The organism is Bacillota bacterium (assembly GCA_013178305.1).
Classification (GTDB): Bacteria; Bacillota; Sulfobacillia; order JABLXB01; family JABLXB01; genus JABLXB01.
Genome location: JABLXB010000001.1, coordinates 351,526 through 377,609, shown reverse-complemented (window position 1 = coordinate 377,609; position 26,084 = coordinate 351,526). Strand labels below are relative to the sequence as shown.

Sequence of the window (26,084 nt, the reverse complement as noted above, 5' to 3'; positions counted from 1 at the left end):
TCTGCCACCCAATAGATGATTGGGATCACCCAAATGCCAGTATACCGGATGTGGGGGGCCGTGCAACAGCCAATTGGACCGTTTCAGAGGCCAACCAAGTTGGGATTACCGGGATGATGTCCCGCTCTCGCCGTCGCCTGGTCTTTCCTCCGGCTCGTCCGTCGCCTGTTCGAAGCCGAAGTAGGAGGCCAGTCGCAGAGCCTCCGCGGGTCTGGACATGGGGCCTGGTTCGAGCGCCGGGCCGGGCCTCCGGCGCTCCAGCAAGAACCCGAGTGCGTATGCCAGGCTTATGAACGCCAGCAGCACGAGTCCCGCATACAGGCCCATACGCTGCTCGGGAATGAGCCACAGCGCCGAAGTCACGACTACCAGCAGGATGGACGTGATGATCGAAGTGTGGGGAAAACCGGGGGCCTTGAACTTCAGCCTCCAGGGCTCGGCCGCCGCGACCGCGGGCCTGAACCGTAGGTGGGTGAGTGTGATTACGAGCCAGGAGAAGAAAAAGCCGAAAGCCGAGATGCCGGCCACGAACAGGAAGGCGCCGTGGGGCGAGACGTAATATGCCAGTACCCCGAGGTACAGGGAGGCTGTACTGGCCAGCACAGCCCAGTATGGTACGCCGGTACTCGTGCTGACCTGGGAGAACAGCACGGGAGCCATTCCCTGGGACGCGAGCGAGTGTAGCATGCGCGAGCTCGTGTATAGCCCGCTGTTCATGGACGAGAGGGCGGCGCTGATGACGACGAGGTTCATGAGCGTCGCGGCCTTTCGTATGCCCACCAGGCCGAATACCGACACGAACGGGCTTTCCGTGAGGCCGGCGCGGGTCCACGGTATCACCCCCACCAGGACCGCAATGGACCCCACGTACAGCACGAGCGTCCGCACGACGACGCCGCGAATCGCCAGCGGGACGTTGACTTCGGGGTTCTTCGTCTCGGCGGCGGCGACGCCGATGACCTCGGTGCCACCATAGGCGAGCATGACCATGACCATCGCCAGCGCTACGCCCCGCACGCCGTTTGGGAAGAAGCCGCCCTGCCCGGTGTAATTGGCAAGGCCGATGGCGGGCACGCCGAACCGCGCGCCGGCGCCGGTTATCGCCGCCGTGCCTACGACGATGAACGCCACGATGGCGATCACTTTAACGAGCGAGAACCAGAATTCGAATTCGCCGAACGACCTCACGGAGACCAGGTTGATCACGGTCATCAGGACCGCGAACAGGGCTCCGAATATCCAGTTCGGGGCGCCGGGAAACCAGTACTCCATGTAAACCGTGGCGGCGACGATCTCGGCGGCCATTATGCCAACCCAGGACACCCAGTACAGCCAGCCTGTGACGTACCCTACGAACGGGCTAAGGTACTGGGAGGCGTAGACGCGGAACGACCCTGGTACGGGGTAGGCGACCGACATCTCCCCCAGCGCCAGCATGACCATCATCATTATAACGCCGCCCAGGAGGTACGACAGCACGACGCCGGGCCCGCCCAGCCTGACGGTGGCGCCGCTGCCGAGGAACATACCCACCCCGATCACGCCGCCTATCGATATCATCGAGAGGTGCCTCGAACCCAGACCGCGCTTGAGAGCGTCCTTCACAGTGCTCAGTATGTCGAGGGCGGAACGGGGCAATACAGCCACACCGGCTGCCGGGGCGACGCGTGGCCGCGGCGGCCTAGCGAAGAACGGGCGCCGCTTGACCGGCGCCCGCGATGGAGACTACAGTTCCGCCAGGCCGCCGCCTAGCTCCCGGCCGCGGCCATCAGCGCGCGGACGATGACGCCGGCGACCAGGCCGATGAACGGGTCGGTAGCGGCGGTGACGACCGTCGTCACACCGCCGGTGATCGGGTCGGCGCCTATCGCCGCCTTGACGTTGATCGGGAACGCTACGATGGCGCCAAGCACGAACAGGAAGCCCGCGATCGACTCGCTGGGGACGTGTTTACCGATAGTGGGCAGGAGCTTGAGCAGCAGGATGGCCGCCATTATCGCCATCATCATGACTCCGGCAATGAGTGGCCGCGGGGCCGCACCGGTACCACTGATGATCGCCTCGACGGGTCCGCCACCGAAGAACGCGCTGGCGGCGTCGGCCAGGCCCGAATATAGCGTTACGTGGTCGACGTTGACCCCTTTGCCGGCGATCTTGCCTGTAATGCCGGCATACGCTATGTTGCCGCCTATCTGCAGGCATATCATCGCGAGCGCACCGCGGATGACCTGCGGGGTAAACTTGAGCTGGATGGGCCGCATTACCTCGATATCGGTGTAGGCGCCCGTCCCGGCGTCGTCAGTCTTCGGCTTCACAGCCAGCCAGAGTATCGTGCTCGCCACCACGCTCGAGACGATGGTCCACACCAGGTCCTTCTTGAAAGCATAGACGAGGAGCGCGACAGCAACAGAGACGATACCCACTTTAGAGTTGCTTTTCACCATGTTGACCGCGACGGTCGCCAGGATTATCCCGACGCCGGCCATCATGCCGTTCTCGATGGCGGGCCCGATGAACGCGATCGTCGGCTGGAGGAGGCCCAGCGCCCCGACGACGGCCATCGCGATACCGGTAATAACGACAATAGTGCACCTTTCGTACCGGTCGCGGCCGATCGTCCCGGCCAGCACGATCGACTCCGCCTGGAACGATATCGGGGCCACGGAGCCGAACAGCAACGCGCCCGCCACACCGATCGCGAATCCCAGCGCGGTGGGGAAGGCGGCGAATCCGTAAGACAGCGCGAGCAGGCCCTGCGGCAAACCGTTGATGACTACGGCGATTGCGGCAAGTACGTCGGCCAAAACCATCTCTCCCTCCGTTGTTGTAGTCCGTGCATTCTCAATGCCTCAACCGTGCGGGGTCCTGTGACTCCAGCGGATGCCGTGGTATTCACCGCGGGCGAGATTCTTCCTGCTAGATGGCAGATTCTGACTTAACGCGGCGACGGTCAGGTCGCCGCCCGCGCTGCCATCCGCGCGGCCCACGCTGGGTGCGCCCGCGCTCGCTCGCACGCTCCCCGCGCTCGCTACTTGAACGCGTCGGGATAGAGCTTCCGGGCGAGTTCCTCGAGCCCGTCCACGATCCTGGGCCCCGGCCTCGAAACGAGGTCGTCAGTCAAGACGTACACCCTGCCCTGTTTCACCGCTCGCAGGTTGTCCCAGCCCTTCCGCTTGAGCTGGCGCTGGTCGTAGTGGTACGTGTACACGATCACGTCCGGGTTCTTGGCCACCAGCATCTCGAGGCTGTACTCGGGGTACTGGGTCTTGGCGTCTGCCGCGACGTTGATCCCGCCCGCCAGCCTGATGAGGTCGTCCATTATGGTCCCGGGGCCCGACGTCATAAGCGGCTCGTGCCAGAGTTCGTGGAATACCTTGAGCCGCTGGGAGGCGGGGACAGAACCCACCTTCTTCTGAACCTCGTCGACTCGCGACCCCATCGCGGCGCACAGCGACTCGGCGGCATCCCTGGACCCGATGGCCCGCCCCAACATCTTGATGGAGTCGAGCGCCTCCGCCACGCTCTGGGAGTTGAGGAGCATCACCGGGATGCCCAGCTTGCCCAGGTGGGTGGCGAACTCGCCGTGCACGAAGTCGCCGAGCACGAGGTCGGGCTTGAGACTGACGACCTTTTCAACGCTGGGGTTCGAATAGCCGCCGGCTTTCTCTTTCTGTTTTGCCTGCTCGGGATAGTTGCAGTACGTGCTGACCCCGACAACCCTGTCGCCGGCCCCGAGGGCGAACAGTATCTCCGTCCCCGCCGGGATCACGGAGACTATGCGCGAGGGCCTGGCCTGGAGCGTAACCGGCCTCTTGAGGCCGTCCACGAACGAGAGCGGGTACTCGGGCGCGGGCGCAGGCTCCTGCGGCAACTGCGCGTCTTTCGACGGCGCCTGCGAAGACCCCTGCGATGGCTCCTGCGAGGGCGCAGACTGCTGTGATTTGGACGCGGCGCCGCCGCATCCCGCGATGAGTGTTGCGATGATGAGGGCTGTGGTGAGGAGGTGGGTACCTCGCCGGACGTTTCGAGGTCTCCTCGTGGGTGCGATGACATTTACGCTCGAACGCATGTGTTGACTCCCCTCTCGGCCAGCGGGCGGTATCATCCGCCCTGCTGAGGCCCTATCAGGGCGCTGCTGAGGCCCTGTCCACCGTTGCGTGACACAGACATTCTACACAATAGACCCTGCCGGCGGCAAACCGCTCCGAAAAGGAAAACAACCCCCGTCAACGAAGAAGATGGCGGGACAAAACCGTACGCAGGCCGGGGTGGCGACTACGCCGGACGACCTTGCCACCGCCGCGCCGTCAAGGGGGACAGTCGATGCAATACACGGGTCAGCAGTACTACGACATTCAGGTATGCGGTCTGAAGCGCAGGCTCCCTGTAATCCGCGTGGCCGAGAACCTGTGGATAGCGTCGTTCGTGATGATGGGGGACGCGCAGCTGATCAACGTCTGCGCCGGCGGCCTCGCCGCGAGACTCTGTGCGGTCGACTTCGACCTGATGCTTGGGCCCGAGGCCAAGGTGGTCCCGCTCCTGCAATCGCTGGCGACGATCCTCGGACACAAGAGGTACATCGTCTGCCGCAAGAGCATAAAGGCGTACATGCAGAACCCGCTGGTAGTGGACGTGGAGTCCATCACCACGAAAGGCACCCAGAAGCTCGTGCTGGATGGTGTCGACGTCGAGAGGGTCAAGGGACGGAGGATCGTGGTCGTGGACGATGTTGTATCGACCGGAGGCACCATCTACGCTGTGGAGCATCTTATCAGGCAGGCCGGTGGACAGATAGTCTGCCGCGCGGCCGTACTCAAGGAGGGCGACTTCTACCAGGAGGATCTCATCTACCTGGAACCGCTACCCGTGTTCTCGAGGTAGCCGGCGGATGGAGGTTAACGTCTTGCAGATACTCGAGACGCTTCTGCGGGGTAACCGGATAGGGAAGTCAGCGGTACTGGCGGTCATGCTCGACGACCCCCAGGCCGCCGCCGGTGCGGTCGACGACGTCATCAGGGCTCGAGGCTTCAGGATGGTCAGGGGCCGCGTGGGGACGATGGAGCCGGCGAAGGTCGTGGCCGCAGTCGAGACGGCCGCCCGCAGGAGCGGTCTCGTCGACGAGACCAGCTTCCGCGAAGAGCACGCGCTCTACCACGCGATCATAGAAGCCCTTCAGGGGGTCTCGCGCGGGCAGATCGAGTTCGGCAGCGTGCTGCGCACGGTGGGCCTGAGTTTCGTGGTGCTGCGGGGATCGAAGAGCGAGGTGGACCCGCAGGAAGGTGAATGGCTCGCGGTGGCGCTGTACGGGACCATCGGGGCGCCCGTGAAAGGCTGGGAACACGAGGCGTTCGGCCTGGGGCTGAACCACGTCTAGACCCGTCTCGGGCGCTCGAAGGGCTATTTCCTGGCCCTGTTCGGGCATTCCTGTGGGCGTCGCTCGTGGTGAGAGCCTACGACCCGGCCGCCTACCCGGCTGAAGGGCTTGAAGAGCCCGAAGCTCCAGACGGCCCCAACAACACGGGTGAGGGCTTGATGATGCCCATCTTCTTCATCCGGTATTGCAGGCTCTGGCGCAGGATGCCGAGGCTCCTCGCCGCGCGGCTGATGTTCCAGCCGTTCTCGTCGAGTGCCTTCCTCAATGTCTGTTCCTCGTAGTCGCGCAGGTGCTCCGGCAGCGAGGCCTGCCTGGCGCGTTCATCAACAGTCGCGGGTGCGGTAGGTGCGACCGCCCAGCCAGGTGTGGCCGGCCTGGGCGCAGGGTCGAGAGAAGCCGCTTTCCCGAGGATATCGCGGCGCAGGTACAGCGGGATGTTGTGCACGTCCAGCACGGTCTGGTCGTCCCCAGCGCGGACCATGAGGTTCTCCACGAAGTGCTCGAGTTCCCTCACGTTGCCGGGCCATGGATATGAAAGCATCAGGTCCTTGAGTTCAGGCGCCAGCCCATCGATACGCTTGTTGAAGGCCCTGTTGTAGTAGTTTATCAGGTGCTGGGACAGGTACAGGATGTCATCCTTGCGCTCGCGGAGCGGCGGGATGATGAGGCAGGTGCCGGCTATCCGGTGGAACAGGTCAAGGCGTAGCCTCTCCTCCTGTATGAGCCTGTGCGGGTCCTCGTTGGCGGCGCTGATTATGCGGCAGCGGACAGGCGCGACGGACAGCCCGCCAACCCTTCGAACGGCTCTTTCCTGGAGGACGCGGGTGAGTTTGGATTGGAGCGGGACCGGCATCGAGCTTATCTCGTCGAGGAACAGGGTGCCATCCTGCGCGTGCTCCAACAGGCCGATCTGGTCCACGGCGCCGGTGTATGCTCCCTTGACGGTGCCGAACAGGATGCTCTCGAGCAGGGCCTCCGGAATAGCCGCGCAGTTGATCGCCACGAACGGCTTCTTCGAGTTCATCCCGTGGTTGTGGATGCTCTGCGCGAACAGCTCCTTACCGGTTCCCGTCTCGCCGACGATCAAAACGTTGGTGTCCAGGAGGGCCATCATCTGCGCTTCCTGGACCAGCCCACGGATTGCCTGGCTTTCGCCCTTGATGTCGGCGAAAGTGTAGGCAGTCCCGTTGTTGGGTAGATCCTCCCGCTGATCGGGGCCGTTCAGGAGCTTCCGCTTGAGTTCGATGGTCTCGTACAGCAGCGCACGCAGCTTGGTCTCGTTCCTGCTGATGGAGTAGACGGCAATGGTCTCGCCGTCCTTGACGAGTGGGTAGGTGCTGTACGTCAGGTATTGCGGGACTCCGTCTTTGTATGCGTGCGCGCGGTACCTCTCGATGATGGGGACGCCGGTCTTGAACACCCTGCGGTGCTCGGACAGCTCCGGATTGTAGTGGTACGTGTCCCACAGGTACTTCCCGACGGCCTCCTCACCGCGTATACCCTCGAGGTTCTGCTGGGCGCGGTTGTACAGCGCAATGCGCCCCTCGAAATCGCTCATGAGCACCCCGTCGTTGATCGACTCGATTATGGTCTCCAGGCAGTGGAGGCGGCTCTCCTTTGACTTGAGGTTGGTCATGTCGTCGACGAACACGACGTGATAGGAGGCTCCGCCGACCGCAACCCGCTTGCCGCGGAGTACTATCTTGCGCCCCTGGGGGGTAGTGAGTACGGTCCCCTTTTCGCCAGTCCCGGGAGCGTCTACTCCGAAAACCTCGGAGAACCGTTTCCCCCGTTGGACCTCGTATGAGGCGTCGATGCGGCCGCCGTGCCAGGCTATGACACCGTCCGCCCCGGCGATCACGATGCCCTCGACGAAGTCGCTCAGCAGCGATCCGATAGCCTCGAACTCCACGGCTTCAACCTCCTCCCGCAGGTATTCTCCAAGATTTCTGTGGCGGCGGCGGTTGTTCCTCCCGTCCGCGGGGTCTGGTGCAAAGGATTTTTGCGGAGTGCATAAACCCGTGGCGTGCTGAAGGCCCGCGAGAGCCGGCTGCTGAGGCCGGCTGGAGGGGGAACGGCCGGGCTTGCGAGATTGCAGGACTGCTGCCGGGTGGCCGGCGAAATGGCCTTTAAGCAGCCGAAAAGCGACCGCGGGCGTAACGTCCCGCCACTACCTCGCCGCTACCTCAAGGATGAGTTGGGCTGGCAAGAGAATTGCATGGTGTTGGGTGTGACGAGACGCCGGTTTGTAGATGTTGAGTTAGTGGCTGTCAATGCTCAACTCGGAGTGAGGAGGAGGAGGAAGACATAGTGGCGAAGCCCGAGATCCTGTATTCGGTCAAGGCGCAACGCGGTAAGACCCTCCGGTGCAAGGGCTGGAGGCAGGAAAGTATTCTCCGCATGCTCGAGAACAACATGGAGAACGCGGAGAAGCCGGAAGAGCTGGTAATCTACGGTGGCATCGGGAAGTGCGCCCGGAACTGGGAGTCGTATCACGCGATCGTCGACGCCCTGAAGAACCTCGAAGACGATGAGACACTCGTGGTCCAGTCCGGCATGCCGGTCGCCATTTTCAAGACCCACAAGTACGCGCCCGAAGTAGTCATGGCCAACACCAACATCATGAAGGCGACTTGGCCGATATTCTACGACCTGCAGGACAAGAACCTCACGATGTTCGCGCAGTACACCGCCGGCCCGTGGGAGTATATCGGGACGCAGGGCGTAATCCAGGGGACGTTCGAGACCCTCTCGGCTATTGCTCGCCTGCACTATAACGACTCGCTGGTCGGCAAGATCTACATGACGGCCGGCGCCGGTGGAATGGGCGGCAACCAGACCAGGGCCATGACAATGCACGGTGGCGTCTGCCTCTTGTGCGACGCGGATGAGAAGATAATCAAGCGCAGGATCGAGAAGAAGTTCATAGATGTGCTCGCTCCGTCGCTCGACGAGGCCATAGCGATGGCGAAGAAGTACGCCGCCGAAAAGAAGCCACTCGGCATCGCGGTGGTCGGCAACTCGGCTGACATATTCGAGCAGGCATTCGCGAAGGGCTTCATGCCCGACATCATGTCATCCATGACGCCGGCCCACGACCCAATTTCCTACATTCCGTCCGGCTACACCCCGGATCAGGCTGCCGAGCTGAGGGCGAAAGACCGCCTGCTGTACTTGAAGAAAGCCCGCGAGACCATGATCCGCGAGCTCACCATGCTCAACAAATACCTGGATAAGGGCGTGCATTCGTTCGAATACGGCAACAGCATCCGCAAGGAGGCCCGCGACGCCGGAATGGCCGAGAAAGAAGCCATGAAGATCCCCGGGTTCGTCCAGGCGTACATCAGGCCGCTGTTCTGCGAAGGCCGTGGGCCCTTCAGGTGGACCTGCCTCTCGGGTGAGGCGAGCGACCTGGCGAAGATCGACGAGATGATACTCAACAAGTTCGAGGATGACATCCTGGTGACCAGGTGGATCAGCCTTGCGAAGAAGCACATCCCGATCGAGGCCCTGCCCGCCCGCATCTGCTATATGGGGTTCGGCCAGCGTAAGGAATTCGCGCTCGAGGTCAACGAGATGATCCGTCGCGGCGAGCTCGCCGGCCCGGTCGCGTTCTCGCGCGATAACCTCGACTCCGGCTCGATAGTGAACCCGACGTTTGAATCGGAGAACATGAAGGACGGCAGCGACCTGATCTCTGATTGGCCGTACCTGAACGGCCTGCTCAACGCGGTGGGTATGGCCGACCTGGTCGCCATCCAGGCCAATTACTCGATGGGCGAGGCAGTGCACACCGGCGTCACCATGATCGCCGACGGCACGGAAGAAGCGAAATTCCGTCTCTCGGTGTGCATGACCACCGACTCAGGCATCGGTGTGGTCCGCCACGCCCAGGCCGGGTACGAGACCGCGCGCGACGTCGCGATGGGCAAAGGTAAGTTGACGAAGGAGAGCATCAAGATACCTCTCTGGTGGAGCCCCAGGGCCACCTTTGGGCCGAAGGACCTGGAGAAGTAGATGTAGCCGGTGACCCGACAACTAACCCGGACAGCCGGCCCGGTTATCGGACCGGCGTCCGGGTGGGCGAAGGCAGGCAGATGTGTGTAAGGTGCAAAGGCTCTTTGCGCGGCCGACGTTGCAGGGCGAGACGGCTGAAAACGTGAGGCGTGAGCTGGATGGGGGACAGGCGACAGAAACCGGAGGCAAGCGTCGTAATTACCGGCGCATCCGAGATAATCACCTGCACGGAGAATGCCCGCGACCTGATCGGGAGGATAGAGAACGGCTGCGTGGCGATCGCGGGTGACCGTATCGTCGCAGCAGGCGCGCGAGAGGAAGTAAACCGCGCCGTGGATACGAGTGGCGCCGCCGTCATCGACGCCACGGGCAAGGTCGTGGCGCCGGGCTTCGTGGATTGCCACACCCACCTGGTGTTCGGTGGGTCACGGGTCCGCGAGTACGCGGCGAGGATGACGACCGACGACCCTGCCGATCTCCAGTGGATGGGGATCGAGACAGGGATAATGGTCTCCGTGAAGATGACGAGGCAGGCGAGCGAGGAAGAACTCTTCACCTCCGCGAGGGCGCGGCTCCTCAGGATGCTCGCCGCTGGGACCACCACGCTGGAAAGTAAGAGCGGCTACGGCCTCACCACCGTAGATGAGATAAAGATGCTCCGCGTCAACGCGCGGCTTGGCAAGGAAACCCCGGTGGACATCGTCAGCACGTTCCTGGGGGCCCATGGGTGGCCGCCGGACGTGTCCCGCGAGATGTACATCGATATGCTGATAGGCGAGATGATCCCCTGGGTGGCGGGCATCGGGGTCGCCACCTTCTGTGACGTGTGGTGCGACGACGGCCACTTCACCACCGCGGACTCCGAGCGCATCCTCGAGGCGGCGGCCGGCGCCGGGCTGCGCCCCAAGATCCACACGGACGCCTATTCGTACATCGGCGGTTCTGACCTCGCGGCGGACATGCGAATGGCGTCCGCGGACCACCTCAACTACACGCCACCCGAGGCCCTCGGGAAACTGGCCGGATCGGGAGTCCCGGGCGTGCTGCTGCCCGGAATAGACTTCGCGGTACGTCATCCGCGACCGGTGAATGCGCGCGCGGTCGTTGACGCGGGGGTGACGGTCGCCCTCGCCACGAACCTGTGCCCGGGCGGGTGGACCGAGTCCATGCAGCTCGTGATGGCGCTGGCGTGCAGGAATCACCGCCTGTCGCCGGCGGAAGCGTTGCGGGCCGCTACGCTCGGTGGCGCTAAGGCGCTCGGCCTCGAGTCCGACCGCGGTTCGCTCGAACCCGGGAAGCTGGCGGACATCCAGGTTTGGGACGTCCCTTCGTACGAGCACGTGATATACCGCCTCGGCGGAAACGTGGTCGACAAGGTGATCAAGCGGGGGAAGGTTGTCGTTGAAGGGGGCAGGGTTATTGTTAATGGGGATGGTGGTACGCATTGACCAGGTATGACGTAATGGACAGAATCCTCGATCCGTCGGACAAGACGATCGGAGGGGGTTCGGCATCCGCATTCGCCGGCGGTATGGCCGCCGGACTGGTGGGGATGGTGGCCGGCCTGTCCAGGGGACGCCCTGACAGCGCGTTGAGCGACGGGGAATATGACGCCGTTGTTTCCGCGGCGGTCGAGCTACGGGATGCCCTGTTGACGGGCGCGGTGAAGGATGCCGAGGCATTCAGCAGGGTGGCCGACGCCTACAAGCTCCCGAAGTCCACCGATGAGGAGAAACAGGCCAGGAGCAGGGCGATCCAGGCCGCCCTGGTCAACGCCACGGAGGTCCCGCGCGACAACGCGGTCTCCTGCTTGAAGGTGCTGGACCTGTACAGGCGGTTGAAGGGGAAGTCCAACCCGAATGCCGCATCCGACCTCGAGGTCGCGCGGCTTCTGGCAACGACGGGTGTAACAGGCTGTGTGTTTAACGTAAGGATTAACCTCGATTCACTGAAGGACCCCGCAGCAAAGGCCCGGTTTGAGGCCGAGGCTGATTCGTTTCTGAAAACGGCTGCCGGCTTTGCCGGCCTGGAAGTCGGAGGTGGCGTATGAGAGTCCTGATGTGCGTTCCAAACATCAGTGAGGGCAGGAACCGCGAAATGGTCGAGGCCGTGGTGGACCAGGTGCGGACGACCGCCGGCGCCAAGCTGCTCGACTACTCGTCGGACGAGGACCACAACCGCTCGGTCATCACGTACCTTGGGGCTCCGGAAGCGGTGCTCGAGGCCACAAAGAAGCTCGCAGACAAGACGTTCGAGATCATCGACATGACGAAGCACAGCGGCGCCCACCCCAGGATGGGGGCGCTCGACGTCGTTCCTTTCATACCCATCCGCGATGTCGAGACCGCGGAAGCGGTCGAGATCTCGCGGGTGTTCGGCAAGTTCGTGGGCGCGAAGGGTATCCCTGTCTACTACTACGAGGACGCGGCGACGCGACCCGAGCGCCAGAGCCTTGTCAACGTGCGCAAGGGCCAGTACGAGGGTCTCCGCGACAAGCTCTGCGACCCGAACTGGAAGCCCGACGAGGGCCCCGCTGAGTTCAACGCCAGGACGGGCGCGGTGATCACGGGCGCTAGATTCCCGCTCGTGGCCTTCAACGTCAACCTCAGGACGGACGACCTTTCCATCGCGGAGAGGATCGCCAGGGCAGTCAGGCACATAAACGGCGGGTACCGGTACGTCCGGGCGATGGGGCTCTCCCTCGAGGATAAGGGGATGGTCCAGGTGTCGATGAACCTCATCGACTACCGCAAGACCCCCATTCCCCGGGTCATGGAGACCATCAGGTCGGAGGCCGCGCGCTACGGGGTGCTGGTAGCGGGCGCGGAGCTCGTCGGCCCGGTCCCGCTCATGGCGCTTGACGAGGTCGTCAAGCACTACCTGCAGGTACACGATTTCAACATGGGCCAGATCATAGAGAACACGTTGATCGACTGATAGAGCGGCTAACAGACCGGCCGACCAGTGCAACGGTTGGCGACCGGATGACCTCCAACCATTCGCGGGTTCGCGGGGGTGAAATCGTGAATCTTTCCGCCTACGAGAAAGACATGCTGGACGGCAAGTACGGCGAGGGCACGGCCCTGGCCATGAAGATCCAGGTAGCCGTGGGGAATGTGTTCGAGGCGCGGCGGATGGTGCCGATAACCAGGGCGCACGTGGCGCTGAGCGCGCAGGACGCCGACCTCTGGTTCGTCGAGAAACTCCTGAACAAGGGCGCGCGGTGCAAGGTATCCCCGACTGTCAACCCGAGCATCGACTGCGCGTACCTCAGCGAGCACCTGTTCGAAATCCCCAAAGAGGGCTGGGACATCGTCACGGCCACTGACGAGGCCTACAGGAAGATCGGCGCGACCCTCACTTTCGACTGTACCCCATACCTCGGCCAGAACGTGCCGGCGTATGGCGAAGTGGTAGCGTTCTCGGAATCGAGCGCAACGCCATACGTCAATTCAGTTATAGGGGCGAGGTCCAACAGGGAATCGTCCCAGAGCGCGCTGTGCGCGGCGATAACCGGACTCGTGCCCGAATACGGGTTGCTTCTCGACGAAAACCGCAAGGGCGAGATACTCGTCGAGGTCGAGGCCCGCGTGAAGGACGACTTCGACTACCAGCTGCTGGGGTGGAGCTACCCCCTCAAGTACAAGGGCCTCGAGATCCCCGTGTTCACCGGAATCAAGGAGAGACCAACCCCCGAGGGATTCATGAACTTCGGCGCCCAGCTCAACACGTCGGGCGCCGTCCCAATGTACCACATCGCAGGCATAACCCCGGAAGCACCCACTCTGGAGGCCGCCTTCGGCGGGAGGAAGCCGAAGGAGCGGATAGTGATCACGGATGAGGATCTTGACCACGTCCGCCACCTGATAATGGGCGAACCAGGCAAGATCGACTTCGCGATGTTCGGGTGCCCGCACCTCACGCTCAACCAGGTCGCCGAAATAGCGCGGACCCTCGAAGGAAAGCGGCTCGCGGTCGACTTCTGGGCGCTGACCAGCTCGACCACAAAAGAGCTCGCGCGGCGGATGGGATACCTCAGCACGATCCAGCGAGCCGGGGGCCACATCGTGTCGGACACCTGCATCGATGTCCCGCCGTGCTGGCAGCCATATTACGGTAAGACCGGCGTGACCGACTCGCCGAAGTGCGCCTATTACAACGAGATCAGGGACATCAAGTTCATCATCAGGCCCCTTAAGGAGGCCGTTGAGGCCGCTATCAAAGGGGAGGTGTCGCGATAATGCCCGGTAAGCAGTTCATGTGCCGTCGCATATCGGCAGGCAAGGCCGAAGGCGAGGTCATGATTTCCCGCGACGCTGTCTGCTTCTACCTCGTAGCACCTGAGACAGGCATCGTCAAAGAAAAGAATCATTCACTGGAAGGCAGCAGCGTCGCGGGGAAAATCCTTGTCATGCCGTCGGGCAAGGGTAGCTCGGTCGTGCAGGCTGACGGGTTGTACAAGCTCATGAAGCACGACAAGGCCCCGAAGGCGATGGTCATCGAGCACCCCGATACCGTGCTCGTGTCGAGCGCCATCGTCATGGAGATACCGGCCGTGTACAGGGTGGACCGCGGGTTCTACGAAAACCTGAAAGACGGGCAGAAGGTGACCGTGGACGCAGACAACGAGATTGTGACGCTCGAGTAGCGGACAACACTCGCGGAGGGAGGCGCCCGACCTGACAACGATAACGCTACCTTACGGATCGGGTTCCGTGAAGGCCCGGATCCCGGCGGGCCGGCTTCTTTTCGACGGCAAGATGAAGGACCTGGCCCCGGTAGGTAATCCCAGGGAAGCCATCAGGCGGAAGCTGGACAACCCCACCGGTTGCGCGGCTCTGAGGGACCTTGTTTCGGCCGGGGACAAGGTGCTCATCCTCATCGAGGACAATACGCGCAACACCCCTCTCAAGATGATGCTGCCGGTGCTGCTCGATTACCTCGAGGGCTGCGGCGTTGCGTCGAAGCACATAGAGCTCCTGACCGCCCCGGGCACTCACAGGGTGATGACCAGCCAGGAGATCGTGGACAAGGTCGGACAAGTGGTCGTGGACAGGGTGAAGATATCCCAGCACGACTTCAGGGACAAAACCCAGATGGTCGACCTTGGCGTCGTCGAGGTCGGGCCGAGCAAGATACCCGTCCACGTGAACAGGAAAGCGCTCGAGGCCGACTTCGTCATCGGCACGGGTAACATCGTCCCGCACTCCGACGCTGGATTCTCGGGCGGGGCGAAGATCGTGCAGCCCGGGATATGCGGGTTCGCGACGACCGCCGCGACCCACGTCGCCGCGGCGCTGCTGGACGAGATCCCGCTCGGGGTCATGGACAACCCGTGCAGGGCCGGCATGGAAGAAGTGGCGCGGAGGGTTGGGCTCGCGTTCATCGTCAACACCGTGCTGAATCACCGCGGCGAAATAGTCGGCGTCGTCGCCGGCGACTTCGTGAAGGCGCAGCGTGAGGGCGCCGCTATCGCCACCGAGGCCTATGGGGTTGACGTGCCGGAGCCGGCCGACATCGTGATCGTGAGTTCCTTCCCGTGCGACATCGACTACTGGCAGGCCGAGAAGGGCCTCATTTCAGCGTACTTCGCGGTGAAGAAGGGCGGCTGCATCATTTTTGTGACCCCCTGCCCGGAGGGCCTCGAGCACAACCACCCGCGGTTGAGGGACTGGCTGAAACTGGGTTACCGCGAGGCGTGTTGCCTCGCGAGGAGCACCTCGCCCGGTGACGAGACTAACGATCTTGTGGCCGCCGACCTCGGTATCTGCAACTCGAGGATTCGGGAGAAAGCCAGCGTACTACTCGTTTCGGACGGGCTCACCGGTGAGGACAGCGCAGTCCTTGGTTACACGAAGGTCGAAGACCTGCAGGAAGCGGTGGACACCGCTCTGCGACGGGTCCCCGGCGGGACGATAGGCGTCTTGCCGATGGGCGGTGTTTGCCTGCCGGTACTTGAAGGAGTCGGGTCGCGGACGTCGAAAGACAATCGGGACAACCGAATCAAGTCAGCAGCTATCAGTAAAGAGAGTTCCTGATTCACGGGTTTACTCTCTTTTTGTTTACCTGTGCAGAAAAGGCGGTTCGGTGCAGCCGAAGGGAGTGGTGGGCGGAAACCACATCTGGCAGGGAGTCAGAACGAAGTACCAACAGGACGGTAGCGAATGGAAACGAAAACACGCAGGGGGTGTAATCGAGTGAAGAAGGTTATAGCGCTCATAGCGACGCTGGTAATCATCGTGTCGCTGGCGGGTTGCGGTGGCCAGCCGGCCCAGAAACCGGCCGAGCCGGCGAAACCCGCACCGGCGCCGGCGCCGCAGCCTGCCCAGCCGAAGGACGACGTAATCAAGATCGGGTACACCGGCCCGCTTTCCGGTGATGCAGCTGCCTGGGGACAGCAGGAGAAGATGGGTATCACCCTCGCTGAAGAGGAGATCAACGCGAAGGGTGGCGTCCTCGGCAAGAAGATCCAGGTCGTCCAGTACGACGACAGGGGCGACAAGGTCGAAGTAGTGAACGTCGTCCGCAGGCTGATCAACCAGGACAACGTGGTCGCGATCGTGGGCGAGAACATGAGCTCCATGAGCCTCGCCATGGCCCCGGTAGTCGAGGAGGCCAAGGTAGCGGCAATCAGCACCATGGCCATCCACCCGTCGGTGACGCAGCCTGCTCCGGACCAGGTACGGAAGTACTTCTTCAGGGTTTCGTTCACCTCGCCCGTTGAGGGCGGCGGCGTGGCGTGGGCGGCCGGCGAGAAGCTTAAGGCCAAGAAGGTCGCCGTGATCTACGACGTCAGCCAGGACTACTCCAAGACGCTCCTCGGAGTATTCAAAGAGAAGTTCCCGAAGTGGGGCGGCCAGATCGTTGCTGAGGAGACCATCAAGGGCGGCGAAGAGGACTTCAAGGCCATCCTTACCAGGGTAAAGGCCAAGAACCCCGACCTGATCGCTCTCACCATCTACTATAAGGAAGCCGCGCTCATCATCAAGCAGGCGCGCGACCTCGGTATCAAGGCGCCCTTCGTCGGCGGTGGCGGGCTTGACTCCGACGACTTCGTCAAGATAGGCGGCAAGGCCACCGAGGGCACCTACATCGTGACCCACTGGTCGCCCGAGGATCCCTCGCCCAAGAACCAGGAGTTCCGCAAGGCGTTCAAGGCGAAGTGGAACGTGGAGCCGGACTGCAACGCGGCGGCTGCGTACGACGCCCTCTACATCATCGTGGACTCCATCAAGAGGGCTGGCAAGGCCGACAGGGAGGCTGTCAGGGACCAGATCGAGGCCACCAGGGACTTCCCGGCGGTGACCGGCGCCATCACGTTCGATCCCAAGACGCATAACCCGAAGCTCCATCCAGTGCTCCTCCAGGTCAAGGACGGCAAGTTCGCCTTCATCGAGGCGACGAAGGAGTAACGCAGGTACGATAGCGTAGTATTACAGGGACAGGGACAGGGAGCGGCATGGCCGCCGCCCCCTGTCCCCTCGGAGCAGGGCAGGCGCGGATTGGGGGAACGACATGTTTCTTCAACAGCTGGTTAACGGACTTGTTGTGGGCTCTGTTTACGCTCTGGCTGCCGTCGGGTATTCGATGATATACGGCGTACTGGGTTTCAGCAACTTCGCTCACGGCGAGCTCACTATGATCGCTGCTTTTGCTGCGTTCTTCGGAGTAAGCCTGGTGAATCTCCCATTCTTCGGTTCGGTCGCCGGTGGCGTCCTCGTAGCCGGCTGCCTCGCGATGCTCGTCGAAAAGGTCGCCTACAGGCCGCTGAGGCTCCGGAACGCGCCCAAGTTCTACTACTTCATCAGCGCGTGCGGTGTCTCGACCCTCCTCGTGAACCTGACCATCGTCACTATCGGTGCCAAGTTCAGGTCTTTCCCCGAGGAAGCCGTGGTGGAGACCAGCCTCGAGCTGGGTGAGATTGTGATAAGCTCGATCGACCTGCTGACCCTGGTGACCGCACTTGCCGGGGTCGTCGCTCTCGAGTTGTTCCTGAACTATACCAGGCTGGGCAAGGCCATTCGCGCGACCGCGTACGACTCCGACGCCGCTTTCCTGATGGGAGTGAACGTCGACAAGATCTGTTCTTACACCTTCCTCCTTGCGGGGATCCTGGCCGGTTTCTCCGGGATATTCCGTGGCGTCAAGTACACGGTTCACGCCAACATGGGGCTCATCATTCTCAAGGCATTCATAACCGCCATTTTCGGCGGACTCGGCAGCGTCCCCGGCGCCTTCCTGGGGGCGATGCTTCTCGGCATTACGGAAACCTTCGTCGCGGGGTACGTCTCGACCACGTACCGCGACGTTTTCTCATTCCTGCTGCTCATTGCGGTGCTCCTCGTCCGTCCCACGGGGCTGATGGGGAAGCCGGTTGACGAGAAGGCGTAGGGGGTGAAGCCCGGTGGGTTACTTTGAATCCGTCTTCGTGCTAACAGGAATCAACATAATCGCCATGCTGGGCGTCGCCCTCATGTTCGGGTTCACGGGGCTTTTCACTTTCGGGCACGCGGCGTTCATGGGAATCGGCGGGTACACGTGCGCCCTCCTCATACTGCGCGGCAATGTCCCGTATTACCTGGCGCTCGCCGGCGGCGTCGTAGCAGCCGTGATGTGCAGCCTGGTTATCGGCTACCCGACGCTGAGGCTGAAGGGCGACTACTTCGTGGTCGGCTCGATGGGTGTGGGGGAGATAGTAGCGCGACTCATCGAGGCGTGGGACGGGCTGACCGGAGGCTCCCGCGGCCTCCCCGGCATCCCATTCAGGAGCACGTTGCTGCTGGTGGGGATCATCGCGGTGCTGTGCATCGTCGCCGTGCGCAACCTGCTGTGGTCGCGTCACGGATTCAGCTTCGTCGCCATCCTCGAGAACGAGATGGCCGCGCAGACGCTGGGCATAAACGTCTTCAAGTACAAGATGATCGTGTTCGCGATCAGCGCCGGACTGGCAGGACTGGCCGGTGGACTCATCGGGTCGTATACGACGGTGCTTCACCCGTCGATGTTCGGTTTCCAGAAGTCGACCGAGCTCATAATCGGCGTGATACTGGGAGGGGTTAAGAGCCTCACCGGCTCGATACTCGCCGCGTTCCTGGTCACGCTCCTCCCCGAGGTGCTCAGGGCGGTGGCCGAATGGCGACTCGTCCTGTACGGGGCGACGGTCATATTCATAATCATCGCGAAACCCAAGGGACTCCTCGGGTATCGCGAGATAAGCCCCCAGTCACTCTGCGGTTTCGGCCGGCCGAGGAGCGTGCCCGGCGAATCGGCCGCTCCAGGCGCCGGGGCCGGCGAAGGGGGGCGGTCGTGATGCCGGATATCCTGGTCACCAGGAATTTGAGCAGGTCGTTCGGCGGGCTGGTCGCCGTGGATGACTTCAACCTGGCAGTCGAGAAGGGCGAGCTCATCGGGCTGATAGGCCCTAACGGCGCCGGCAAGACCACTGTGTTCAACCTGTTGACCGGGCTCTACAAGCCGACGACAGGAACCATAGCGTTCGACGGAAAGGACGTGACCGGTTTTCCCCCGTTCCGCCTCGCCGAACTCGGCATGGCCCGTACGTTCCAGAACATAAGGTTGTTCTCAAACCTCACGGTTTTCGATAACGTGCTTACCGCCTGCCACGGCCAGGCAGGCTACTCGATCGCGGACGCCGTGTTCAGGACCCCCAGGTTCAGGCGCGAGCATGCAGAACTCACGAAGAGGGCCGACACGCTCCTCGAGTGGGTGCGCCTCGACACGCGCAAGGACGAGATCGCGAGGAACCTTCCTTACGGCCACCAGCGGCGTCTCGAAATCGCCCGGGCACTCGCCCTCGGCCCGGCGCTGCTGCTTCTGGACGAGCCCGCCGCGGGCATGAACCCGAAGGAGTCGGCCGATCTCGTGGAGTTCATCCTCCGGATCAGGCGGGAGCTCGATTTGACCATCCTGCTGATCGAGCACCACATGGACATCGTCATGCGGATCTGCGAGCGGGTGATCGTGCTCAACTTCGGGAAGACGATCGCCCAGGGGAGCCCCGGGGAGATTCAGGCGAATCCCGAGGTAATCACCGCCTACCTGGGTGAAGGGGAGGAGATCGCCTGATGCTCAGGGTGCAGGATCTCAACGTATTCTACGGTGGTATCCACGCGCTGAGGGGCGTCTCCTTGAACGTGGAGGAGGGGGAGATCGTCGCCATCATCGGGGCAAACGGCGCAGGGAAATCCACTCTGATGAGGGCCGTCTCCGGCCTCATTCGCGCGCGCAGCGGGTCCATCAAGTTTCGCGACGTTGACCTCCTCGCGAAGCGACCGTACGATATCGTGGGGCTGGGGATCTGCCAGGTCCCCGAGGGAAGGCGTATCTTCGCCAACCTGTCCGTCCTGGATAACCTGGAGATGGGGGCGTTCTTGCGGAGGGACGCTGCCGGCACCAAGCAGACCCTGGAGAAGGTATTCCAGTTGTTCCCCAGGCTCCAGGAGAGGTCGAAACAGCGGGCCGGCACGCTGTCAGGCGGCGAGCAGCAGATGCTCGCCATCGGCAGGGCGCTCATGTCCAACCCGCGGCTCCTGCTGATGGACGAACCGTCCCTGGGCCTCGCCCCGATACTCGTCAAGGCCATCTTTGGGGCGATACGGGACATCAACAGGCTGGGCACTACTGTCCTGCTGGTGGAGCAGAATGCGCGGGGCGCGCTGGCGCTCTCGAGCCGCGCCTACGTGATGGAAACGGGGTGCATAGTCAGGGAGGGGCCCGCGCGGGCGCTTTCCACGGACCCCGAGATTCAAAAGGCATACCTGGGAGCCGCCTCGTCAGCCTGAATCGAACGGCACTCTAGGTCCAGGCAACGCGAACAGCCAAAGGTAACGACGACAAAGCCCGTTCAGACACAAGGCGACAGGGGGCTCTGGTATTGGAGTCCCCTGTTTTGTTTGTTGAATAAACCACTCCAGGGAGGGATTGAGAATGGCGACTGCTGCAGCGCGCACCGTGAGGGCCCCGCGGGGCGGCCAGCTCTCGTGCAAGGGCTGGGAACAGGAAGCGGCCATGAGGATGATATGTAACAACCTCGATCCGGAAGTCGCCGAGAAGCCGGAGGACCTGGTGGTCTACGGCGGCCGCGGTAAGGCGGCGAGGAACTGGGATTGCTTCGAAGCGATCGTCGAGACGCTCAAGAACCTCGAGTGTGACGAGACGCTCCTCGTCCAATCAGGCAAACCCGTGGCGGTGTTTCGCACTCACCCGGCGGCGCCGCGCGTGCTTATCTCCAACTCCATGCTCGTGCCGGCGTGGGCCACGTGGGAGAAGTTCTGGGAACTCGAGAAGATGGGGCTCACCATGTACGGCCAGATGACTGCGGGCAGCTGGATTTACATCGGAACGCAGGGGATCCTGCAGGGCACGTACGAGACGTTCGCGGAGATGGCCCGCCAGCATTTCGGCGGGACGCTCAAGGGTCGGCTCGTCATCACCGCTGGCCTGGGAGGCATGGGTGGCGCGCAGCCCCTGGCCGTCACCATGAACGAGGGCGTCGTGATATGCGTTGAGGTCGACCCCTCCAGGATTGAAAGGCGCATCAAGACCAGGTACTGCGACGTCATGACTTCGAGCATAGACGAGGCCCTCAGGATGGCTGACGAGGCCAGGGCAGCCGGACGGCCGCTTTCGATCGGACTCCTGGGCAACGCCGCCGAGGTGCACCCTGAGCTTGTCAGGCGTGGCATCGTCCCCGGCGCCGTGACGGACCAGACCTCCGCCCACGACCCGCTGGGCGGTTACGTGCCGGCGGGGCTGACCCTCGCGCAAGCGGCTGACCTCCGGGTGAAGGACCCGAAGCAGTACATCGAACGCGCGAAGGACAGCATGGTCGTTCACGTCCGCGCCATGCTCGACTGGCAGAAGAAGGGCTCCGTGGTGTTCGATTACGGCAACAACATCCGGCAGCAGGCACTGGAGCGCGGACTCAAGAACGCGTTCGACTTCCCGGGGTTCGTGCCCGCCTTCATAAGACCCCTGTTCTGCGAGGGTAAGGGCCCGTTCAGGTGGGTCGCGCTCTCCGGAGACCCGGAGGACATATACAGGACGGACGAAGCTGTCCTGGCCCTGTTCCCCGAGGACAAGGCGCTCGCGCGCTGGCTCAAGATGGCTAAGGAGAGGGTCAGCTTCCAGGGTCTGCCCGCCAGGATATGCTGGCTCGGGTACGGTGAGCGCAGCAAGGCCGGCCTGAAGTTCAACGAGATGGTCCGGAAGGGCGAGCTGAAGGCCCCGATAGTCATCGGCAGGGATCACCTCGACTCCGGCTCCGTCGCTTCGCCCAACCGCGAGACGGAAGCGATGAAGGACGGCAGCGACGCGATCGCCGACTGGCCGATCTTGAACGCGCTCGTCAACACGTCGGCCGGCGCAAGCTGGGTTTCCGTGCACCACGGCGGCGGTGTGGGGATCGGGTACTCGATCCACGCGGGCATGGTCGTCGTGGCCGACGGCTCCAGCACGGCGGAGGAGAAGCTCCGCAGGGTACTCACCACCGACCCGGGGACCGGCGTCGCGCGCCACGTTGACGCCGGCTATGACATTGCGGTGAAGGCGGCCCGTGAGAGGGGCGTCAAGATACCGATGCTCCGCTAGGCGGAGGCTGAAGGGAGACTGACTCGTGCACCTGACCGGTGAAGAAAGGGCGATGCTGGACGGCAAGTACGGGCCGGGCGTCGCCACGGCAATGAAGGTACAGGTCGCCATCGGCGAGGCGTTCGGCGCCGAGCGGATGGTTCCGGTGAGCCGCGCCCACGTGGCGTTGAGCAACCAGGAAGCCGACCTGTGGTTCGTCGAGAAGCTGGTGGGAGGCGGCGCCACCTGCCGCGTCCCGCCGACGATCAACCCGGGCTTCAACCTCGAGTATTTCCAGGAGGTAACGAGCCTCTCGGAGGCGGACGTCGAGATAATCACCCGCACGAGGAGGGCGTACAAGGCGGTGGGCGCGCTGCTGACATATAGCTGCACGCCGTACCTCATGGACAACATCCCGCGATTCGGCGAGATCGTGGCGTTCTCGGAGTCCAGCGCGACACCGTACGTAAACTCCGTCTGGGGCGCGCGTACGAACCGCGAGGCCGCGCAGAGCGCGCTGTGCGCAGCGGTGACGGGGAGGGTCCCGGAATACGGCCTCTTGCTTGACGAAAACCGGCGCGGCGAGGTACTGGTCGAAGTCCAGGCCGAGATCGAGGACGACTTCGACTACCGGCTGCTCGGCTATTGCCTGCCGCGCAAGGTGGCCTATGGCGTGCCGGTGTTCGTTGGGATGCCGCGGACTCCCAGCCCCGAGGGATTGATGAATCTGGGGGCGGAGCTTAACACCGCGGGCGCGGTGCCCATGTACCACGTCGCCGGCGTCACACCCGAGGCCCCGACGGTCGAGGCCGCCTTCGGGGGTGGGTCGCCGAAACAGCGCGTGGTGATCACCAGAGAGGACCTCCAGGAGACCCGCGATTCGATTTCGAAGCCGCCGGGGAAGGTGGATTTCGCCCTGTTCGGGTGCCCGCACTTCACGATCTCGCAGGTCCGTGAGATCGCGAGAATGGTCGAGAGGAAGAAGCTCAAGGCTGAGCTCTGGATCATGACGTCCTCCACGACGCTCGAACTCGCCAGGCGGATGGGTCTTTTGCAGATCATCAGGAGCGCGGGTGGCCACATAGTCGACCAGACCTGCATGGACCAGCCTTGCTTCCACCACCTCTCGGGCAAGGTGGGCGTCACCGAGTCGTTCAAGTGCGCCTACTACTCCAAACGGCGCGGCATGGACTTCATAATCCGCAGCCTACGGGAGTGCGTCGAGGCGGCGATCAGGGGTGAGGCCGGTGAGTAGCGGAAACGGACAGGGCGCCTGCACCGGTGTGGGAGCGCCGTTTGGTGCGGGGTCGCAGACGTACGTGTTCGAGTGCCATCCGATATGCCGCGGGGTGGCTGAGGGAGATGCGCTGGTCTCAAGCGACAACATCTGCTTTTACCTCACCGACCCCACCGCGGGGAAGGTCATAGAGGAAGGCCACTCTATAGAGGGTGAGAGCGTCGCGGGGAAGGTGCTCGTATTCCCCGGGGGCAAGGGGAGTTCGGTCGTCCAGGCGGACGGCATGTACCAGCTTGCCGTGAAGGGAAACTCCCCGAGCGCGCTGATTATCGAGTACCCGGAGACGGTCCTGGTTGCGTCCGCCATCATCATGGAGGTTCCCATGGTTGACCGCGTTGACAAGGAGTTCTACCGCGTTGTGAAGAACGGGGATAAAGTGAAGGTGGACGCGGAAAAAGGGACGATCACGGTCGTGAAGGCGCCGTGATCCCGGCTGCCTGACGGGTGTCCACGGGCGCGCGGTGGGCGCTCGGCGGGATTACGACAGGCCTTGACGGGTGCCCAATAGCGGGTCCCGCCACCTTCAGCCTGGTTTGGCCTTTGGCCCACACGTAACGCGTGGAGGTGGCGGATGATGACTCTGGCCGAGATCAGGGAAGCGGCGAGGGAACGGCTCAGTGGCTCCTGTCGCGTGTGCAGGGTATGCGACGGCAGGACCTGCAGGGGCGAGGTCCCGGGATTCGGCGGCGTGGGGACAGGGGCCTCGTTCGTCAACAACGTTGCGGCGCTGGCGTCGCTGAAACTGAACATGCGTGTGCTTCACGAAGCCGGGGATCCCGATACCGGCTTCATGTTTTTCGGCAGGAGACTGGCCTTTCCCATACTGGGGGCGCCGGTCGCCGGCGTCAAGGTCAACCGTCTTGGCGCGCTGACCGAATTCGAGCTGGCTGACGCGATGATATGCGGCCCCGCGCTTGCTGGTAGCATCGGCACGGGCGGCGACGGCGGCGACCCGCAGGTTCTGGACTCGGGCCTGCAGGTGATAAAGCGGCTGGCATCGAGCGGTGGCGGGATGGTGATCCTGAAGCCCCGCGTGCAAGAAGAGATCGTCAAGCGGATGAAGCGGGTGGAGGAGGCCGGCGCCGTCGCAGTCGGCGTTGACGTGGACGCGGCCGCGTTCATAAACATGACGCTGACGGGACAGAAGGTCGAGCCGAAGTCGCCCGCGATGATAGCCGAGCTCGTGGACAGCACGTCGCTGCCATTCGTTGTCAAGGGCGTGATGACTGTCGATGAGGCGGAAGTCGTTGCGGAGGCGGGAGCGGCTGCCATTGTCGTATCCAACCACGGTGGCCGTGTGCTGGACCACACGCCCGGCACCGCCGACGTGCTACCCGCGATCTCGCGGGCCGTTCGCGGTCGCACTCTGGTGCTGGCCGACGGGGGCGTGAGATCTGGCGCGGATGTGCTGAAGATGCTCGCGCTCGGCGCCGATGCGGTACTCGTCGGCAGGCCCCTGGCTGTCGCTGCGGTGGGCGGTGGGGTCGATGGCGTGAAGGCCCAGATGGAACAACTGGGCAGCGAACTCAGGACCGCGATGATAATGACGGGTTGCGCCAGCCTGACCGATGTCGGCCCGGGTGTACTGGTATAACGCACCGATCCTGAACGTCACGAGAGCTTTTCGCTGCCGGTCCGGCCAGCGGTAAGCCTGCATATTGGGGGGATTCCAATGCGTCCGAGGCCGTTCGGGGTCGAGCGGTGGTTCGGCAAGTACGAATTCACAACGGGGCTGAACATCGCCGAAAGCTGCATCAAGCCACTCACCGTAGATGAGATCAGACAAATCACCGGCCGCGACCTGGCAGCCGAAACGGCAGGTATGCCGCTCGGGTACACCGAGTGCAACGGCAATCCCGCGCTGCGCCGCGCCATAGCGGCGCTATACCCGGGGTTATCCGAGGACTCGGTCATGGTCACCAACGGGGCGATTGAAGCGAACTACCTGGCGTTCGCCGCGCAACTCGAACCCGGGGACGGGGTTATCGCAGTATACCCCGCCTACCAGCAGCTCCACGAGATCCCGGCCTCGCTGGGAGCGAGTATCAAGAAATGGCCGATGCGCAGGGAAAACGGATGGGCGCCGGATCTCGATGAGTTGAAGGAACTCGTTGACGATCGGACGCGTCTCATCGTGTTGAACTTCCCGCACAACCCCACGGGGTTCGCGCCCGAGCCGGAGTTCATCCGGGATGTGTGCCGGTTTGCGGCGGAGCGGGGCATCGCGGTGCACAGTGACGAGGTATACCGTGGCCTGCGGCTGGACGGCGGCGAACCGTCGCCGTCCGCGCTGGAGTTCCTGCCGGAGGCCACCGTTGTCGGGTCTACGTCGAAAGCGTTTGGTCTTTCAGGGGCCAGGATCGGGTGGGTCGTCGGGACCCCCGGGGTCGTGAGGAGGTGTCTCGAACATCGTGACTACGTCTCGATTTGTCCGCCGGTCTGGAGCGAAGTCGTTGCGCAGGTCGTCCTCGAGAATCGAGATCGCGTCCTTGCCAGGAACAGGCGGCTCGCGCTGGAGAACTCCGGGATCCTCGAGGAGTGGGCGAAGGAAAACGTGGATATCATCGGGCTCGTGCCCCCGCTCGAAGGGGTAGTGTGTTTCCCGTGGCTCAAGTTCCCCGCCTCGTCGGAGGAGTTCTGCTCGAGCCTGGTCGAAGCGGAAGACGTCCTGCTGGTGCCGGGTTCGCGTTTTGACACGGAGGGGCATTTCAGGATAGGCTTTGGATACGCGACGGAGAAGCTCGCGGAGGGACTCCGCAGGTTGACGCGCTTTACGAGGCGGTACGCGGGCCGCGGTTAGCCGGTAGA

Annotated in this window: 23 protein-coding genes; 19 read left to right on the top strand and 4 right to left on the bottom strand. The window is 63.2% G+C overall.

Annotated features, from left to right (window positions below; translation table 11 throughout):
• Positions 1–105: 105 nt before the first annotated feature.
• From HPY55_01825 to HPY55_01815, 3 genes are all read right to left on the bottom strand, one after another.
• Positions 106–1,638 carry an amino acid permease gene (locus tag HPY55_01825; GenBank protein ID NPV69368.1) on the bottom strand — a complete coding sequence of 511 codons (1,533 nt, stop codon included), beginning with the start codon at positions 1,636–1,638 and terminating at the stop codon, positions 106–108.
• A gap of 110 nt (positions 1,639–1,748) precedes the next feature.
• Positions 1,749–2,810, bottom strand: a complete 1,062-nt coding sequence (locus HPY55_01820) for an NCS2 family permease (GenBank protein ID NPV69367.1) — start codon at positions 2,808–2,810, stop codon at positions 1,749–1,751.
• Positions 2,811–3,028: 218 nt separating this feature from the next.
• The gene (locus HPY55_01815; protein ID NPV69366.1) at positions 3,029–4,069 is read right to left on the bottom strand and encodes a cobalamin-binding protein; all 1,041 of its coding nucleotides are present in this window, start codon (positions 4,067–4,069) and stop codon (positions 3,029–3,031) included.
• A 254-nt stretch (positions 4,070–4,323) separates the two neighbouring features.
• Here HPY55_01815 and HPY55_01810 point away from each other — a divergent pair, with 254 nt between their 5' ends.
• Together HPY55_01810 and HPY55_01805 are read left to right on the top strand one after the other, a co-directional pair.
• Complete coding sequence (locus HPY55_01810; protein NPV69365.1) at positions 4,324–4,881, top strand: adenine phosphoribosyltransferase; 558 nt, start codon at positions 4,324–4,326, stop codon at positions 4,879–4,881.
• 7 nt (positions 4,882–4,888) lie between these two features.
• On the top strand, positions 4,889–5,374 hold the full coding sequence (locus HPY55_01805) for a transcriptional regulator (protein NPV69364.1): 486 nt from the start codon (positions 4,889–4,891) through the stop codon (positions 5,372–5,374).
• Positions 5,375–5,465: 91 nt separating this feature from the next.
• On the opposite strand, the gene HPY55_01800 is transcribed toward HPY55_01805, so the two are convergent.
• Positions 5,466–7,286, bottom strand: coding sequence for a sigma 54-interacting transcriptional regulator (locus HPY55_01800; GenBank protein NPV69363.1), 1,821 nt, complete (start codon positions 7,284–7,286; stop codon positions 5,466–5,468).
• Positions 7,287–7,681: 395 nt separating this feature from the next.
• Between HPY55_01800 and HPY55_01795 the strand changes: the two genes are divergently transcribed.
• The 17 genes from HPY55_01795 to HPY55_01715 all read left to right on the top strand — a co-directional run bounded on the left by HPY55_01795 (position 7,682) and on the right by HPY55_01715 (position 26,076).
• Positions 7,682–9,391 carry a urocanate hydratase gene (locus tag HPY55_01795; protein NPV69362.1) on the top strand — a complete coding sequence of 570 codons (1,710 nt, stop codon included), beginning with the start codon at positions 7,682–7,684 and terminating at the stop codon, positions 9,389–9,391.
• Between the two features lie 158 nt (positions 9,392–9,549).
• The gene (locus HPY55_01790; protein NPV69361.1) at positions 9,550–10,839 is read left to right on the top strand and encodes an imidazolonepropionase; all 1,290 of its coding nucleotides are present in this window, start codon (positions 9,550–9,552) and stop codon (positions 10,837–10,839) included.
• Complete coding sequence (locus HPY55_01785; GenBank protein ID NPV69360.1) at positions 10,836–11,441, top strand: cyclodeaminase/cyclohydrolase family protein; 606 nt, start codon at positions 10,836–10,838, stop codon at positions 11,439–11,441. The genes HPY55_01790 and HPY55_01785 overlap by 4 nt, the downstream gene beginning before the upstream one ends.
• Entirely contained in the window at positions 11,438–12,328 is an 891-nt protein-coding gene (gene ftcD, locus HPY55_01780) for a glutamate formimidoyltransferase (protein ID NPV69359.1), read from the top strand. Before HPY55_01785 ends, ftcD begins: the two co-directional genes overlap by 4 nt.
• Before the next feature lie 86 nt (positions 12,329–12,414).
• Entirely contained in the window at positions 12,415–13,632 is a 1,218-nt protein-coding gene (locus HPY55_01775) for a DUF521 domain-containing protein (protein NPV69358.1), read from the top strand.
• Positions 13,632–14,039, top strand: coding sequence for a DUF126 domain-containing protein (locus tag HPY55_01770; protein NPV69357.1), 408 nt, complete (start codon positions 13,632–13,634; stop codon positions 14,037–14,039). The genes HPY55_01775 and HPY55_01770 overlap by 1 nt, the downstream gene beginning before the upstream one ends.
• Before the next feature lie 40 nt (positions 14,040–14,079).
• Positions 14,080–15,429 (top strand): nickel-dependent lactate racemase, encoded by a 1,350-nt coding sequence (larA, locus tag HPY55_01765; GenBank protein NPV69356.1) that lies wholly within the window; start codon positions 14,080–14,082, stop codon positions 15,427–15,429.
• Positions 15,430–15,588: 159 nt separating this feature from the next.
• Positions 15,589–16,803 (top strand): ABC transporter substrate-binding protein, encoded by a 1,215-nt coding sequence (locus HPY55_01760; protein ID NPV69355.1) that lies wholly within the window; start codon positions 15,589–15,591, stop codon positions 16,801–16,803.
• A 103-nt stretch (positions 16,804–16,906) separates the two neighbouring features.
• Positions 16,907–17,782: a branched-chain amino acid ABC transporter permease gene (locus tag HPY55_01755; protein ID NPV69354.1), complete on the top strand. Its 876-nt coding sequence runs from the start codon at positions 16,907–16,909 to the stop codon at positions 17,780–17,782.
• 13 nt (positions 17,783–17,795) lie between these two features.
• Positions 17,796–18,701: a branched-chain amino acid ABC transporter permease gene (locus HPY55_01750; GenBank protein NPV69353.1), complete on the top strand. Its 906-nt coding sequence runs from the start codon at positions 17,796–17,798 to the stop codon at positions 18,699–18,701.
• On the top strand, positions 18,701–19,477 hold the full coding sequence (locus HPY55_01745) for an ABC transporter ATP-binding protein (GenBank protein ID NPV69352.1): 777 nt from the start codon (positions 18,701–18,703) through the stop codon (positions 19,475–19,477). The genes HPY55_01750 and HPY55_01745 overlap by 1 nt, the downstream gene beginning before the upstream one ends.
• On the top strand, positions 19,477–20,193 hold the full coding sequence (locus HPY55_01740) for an ABC transporter ATP-binding protein (GenBank protein ID NPV69351.1): 717 nt from the start codon (positions 19,477–19,479) through the stop codon (positions 20,191–20,193). The genes HPY55_01745 and HPY55_01740 overlap by 1 nt, the downstream gene beginning before the upstream one ends.
• Positions 20,194–20,338: 145 nt before the next feature.
• The gene (gene hutU, locus HPY55_01735; protein NPV69350.1) at positions 20,339–22,000 is read left to right on the top strand and encodes a urocanate hydratase; all 1,662 of its coding nucleotides are present in this window, start codon (positions 20,339–20,341) and stop codon (positions 21,998–22,000) included.
• A gap of 25 nt (positions 22,001–22,025) precedes the next feature.
• The gene (locus HPY55_01730; protein ID NPV69349.1) at positions 22,026–23,234 is read left to right on the top strand and encodes a DUF521 domain-containing protein; all 1,209 of its coding nucleotides are present in this window, start codon (positions 22,026–22,028) and stop codon (positions 23,232–23,234) included.
• 64 nt (positions 23,235–23,298) lie between these two features.
• Positions 23,299–23,703, top strand: coding sequence for a DUF126 domain-containing protein (locus tag HPY55_01725; GenBank protein NPV69348.1), 405 nt, complete (start codon positions 23,299–23,301; stop codon positions 23,701–23,703).
• Positions 23,704–23,850: 147 nt separating this feature from the next.
• The gene (locus HPY55_01720; protein NPV69347.1) at positions 23,851–24,870 is read left to right on the top strand and encodes an alpha-hydroxy-acid oxidizing protein; all 1,020 of its coding nucleotides are present in this window, start codon (positions 23,851–23,853) and stop codon (positions 24,868–24,870) included.
• Positions 24,871–24,948: 78 nt separating this feature from the next.
• Positions 24,949–26,076 (top strand): aminotransferase class I/II-fold pyridoxal phosphate-dependent enzyme, encoded by a 1,128-nt coding sequence (locus HPY55_01715; GenBank protein ID NPV69346.1) that lies wholly within the window; start codon positions 24,949–24,951, stop codon positions 26,074–26,076.
• The last annotated feature ends 8 nt before the right edge of the window (positions 26,077–26,084 follow it).

Bases quoted from the DNA above. Each gene is read 5' to 3' on its own strand.
- HPY55_01820 (NPV69367.1), bottom strand. From the start codon at position 2,810: ATGGTTTTGGCCGACGTACTTGCCGCAATCGCCGTAGTCATCAACGGT.
- HPY55_01815 (NPV69366.1), bottom strand. From the start codon at position 4,069: ATGCGTTCGAGCGTAAATGTCATCGCACCCACGAGGAGACCTCGAAAC.
- HPY55_01810 (NPV69365.1), top strand. From the start codon at position 4,324: ATGCAATACACGGGTCAGCAGTACTACGACATTCAGGTATGCGGTCTG.
- HPY55_01805 (NPV69364.1), top strand. From the start codon at position 4,889: ATGGAGGTTAACGTCTTGCAGATACTCGAGACGCTTCTGCGGGGTAAC.
- HPY55_01790 (NPV69361.1), top strand. From the start codon at position 9,550: ATGGGGGACAGGCGACAGAAACCGGAGGCAAGCGTCGTAATTACCGGC.
- ftcD (NPV69359.1), top strand. From the start codon at position 11,438: ATGAGAGTCCTGATGTGCGTTCCAAACATCAGTGAGGGCAGGAACCGC.
- HPY55_01770 (NPV69357.1), top strand. From the start codon at position 13,632: ATGCCCGGTAAGCAGTTCATGTGCCGTCGCATATCGGCAGGCAAGGCC.
- HPY55_01755 (NPV69354.1), top strand. From the start codon at position 16,907: ATGTTTCTTCAACAGCTGGTTAACGGACTTGTTGTGGGCTCTGTTTAC.
- HPY55_01745 (NPV69352.1), top strand. From the start codon at position 18,701: ATGCCGGATATCCTGGTCACCAGGAATTTGAGCAGGTCGTTCGGCGGG.
- HPY55_01740 (NPV69351.1), top strand. From the start codon at position 19,477: ATGCTCAGGGTGCAGGATCTCAACGTATTCTACGGTGGTATCCACGCG.
- hutU (NPV69350.1), top strand. From the start codon at position 20,339: ATGGCGACTGCTGCAGCGCGCACCGTGAGGGCCCCGCGGGGCGGCCAG.
- HPY55_01720 (NPV69347.1), top strand. From the start codon at position 23,851: ATGACTCTGGCCGAGATCAGGGAAGCGGCGAGGGAACGGCTCAGTGGC.
- HPY55_01715 (NPV69346.1), top strand. From the start codon at position 24,949: ATGCGTCCGAGGCCGTTCGGGGTCGAGCGGTGGTTCGGCAAGTACGAA.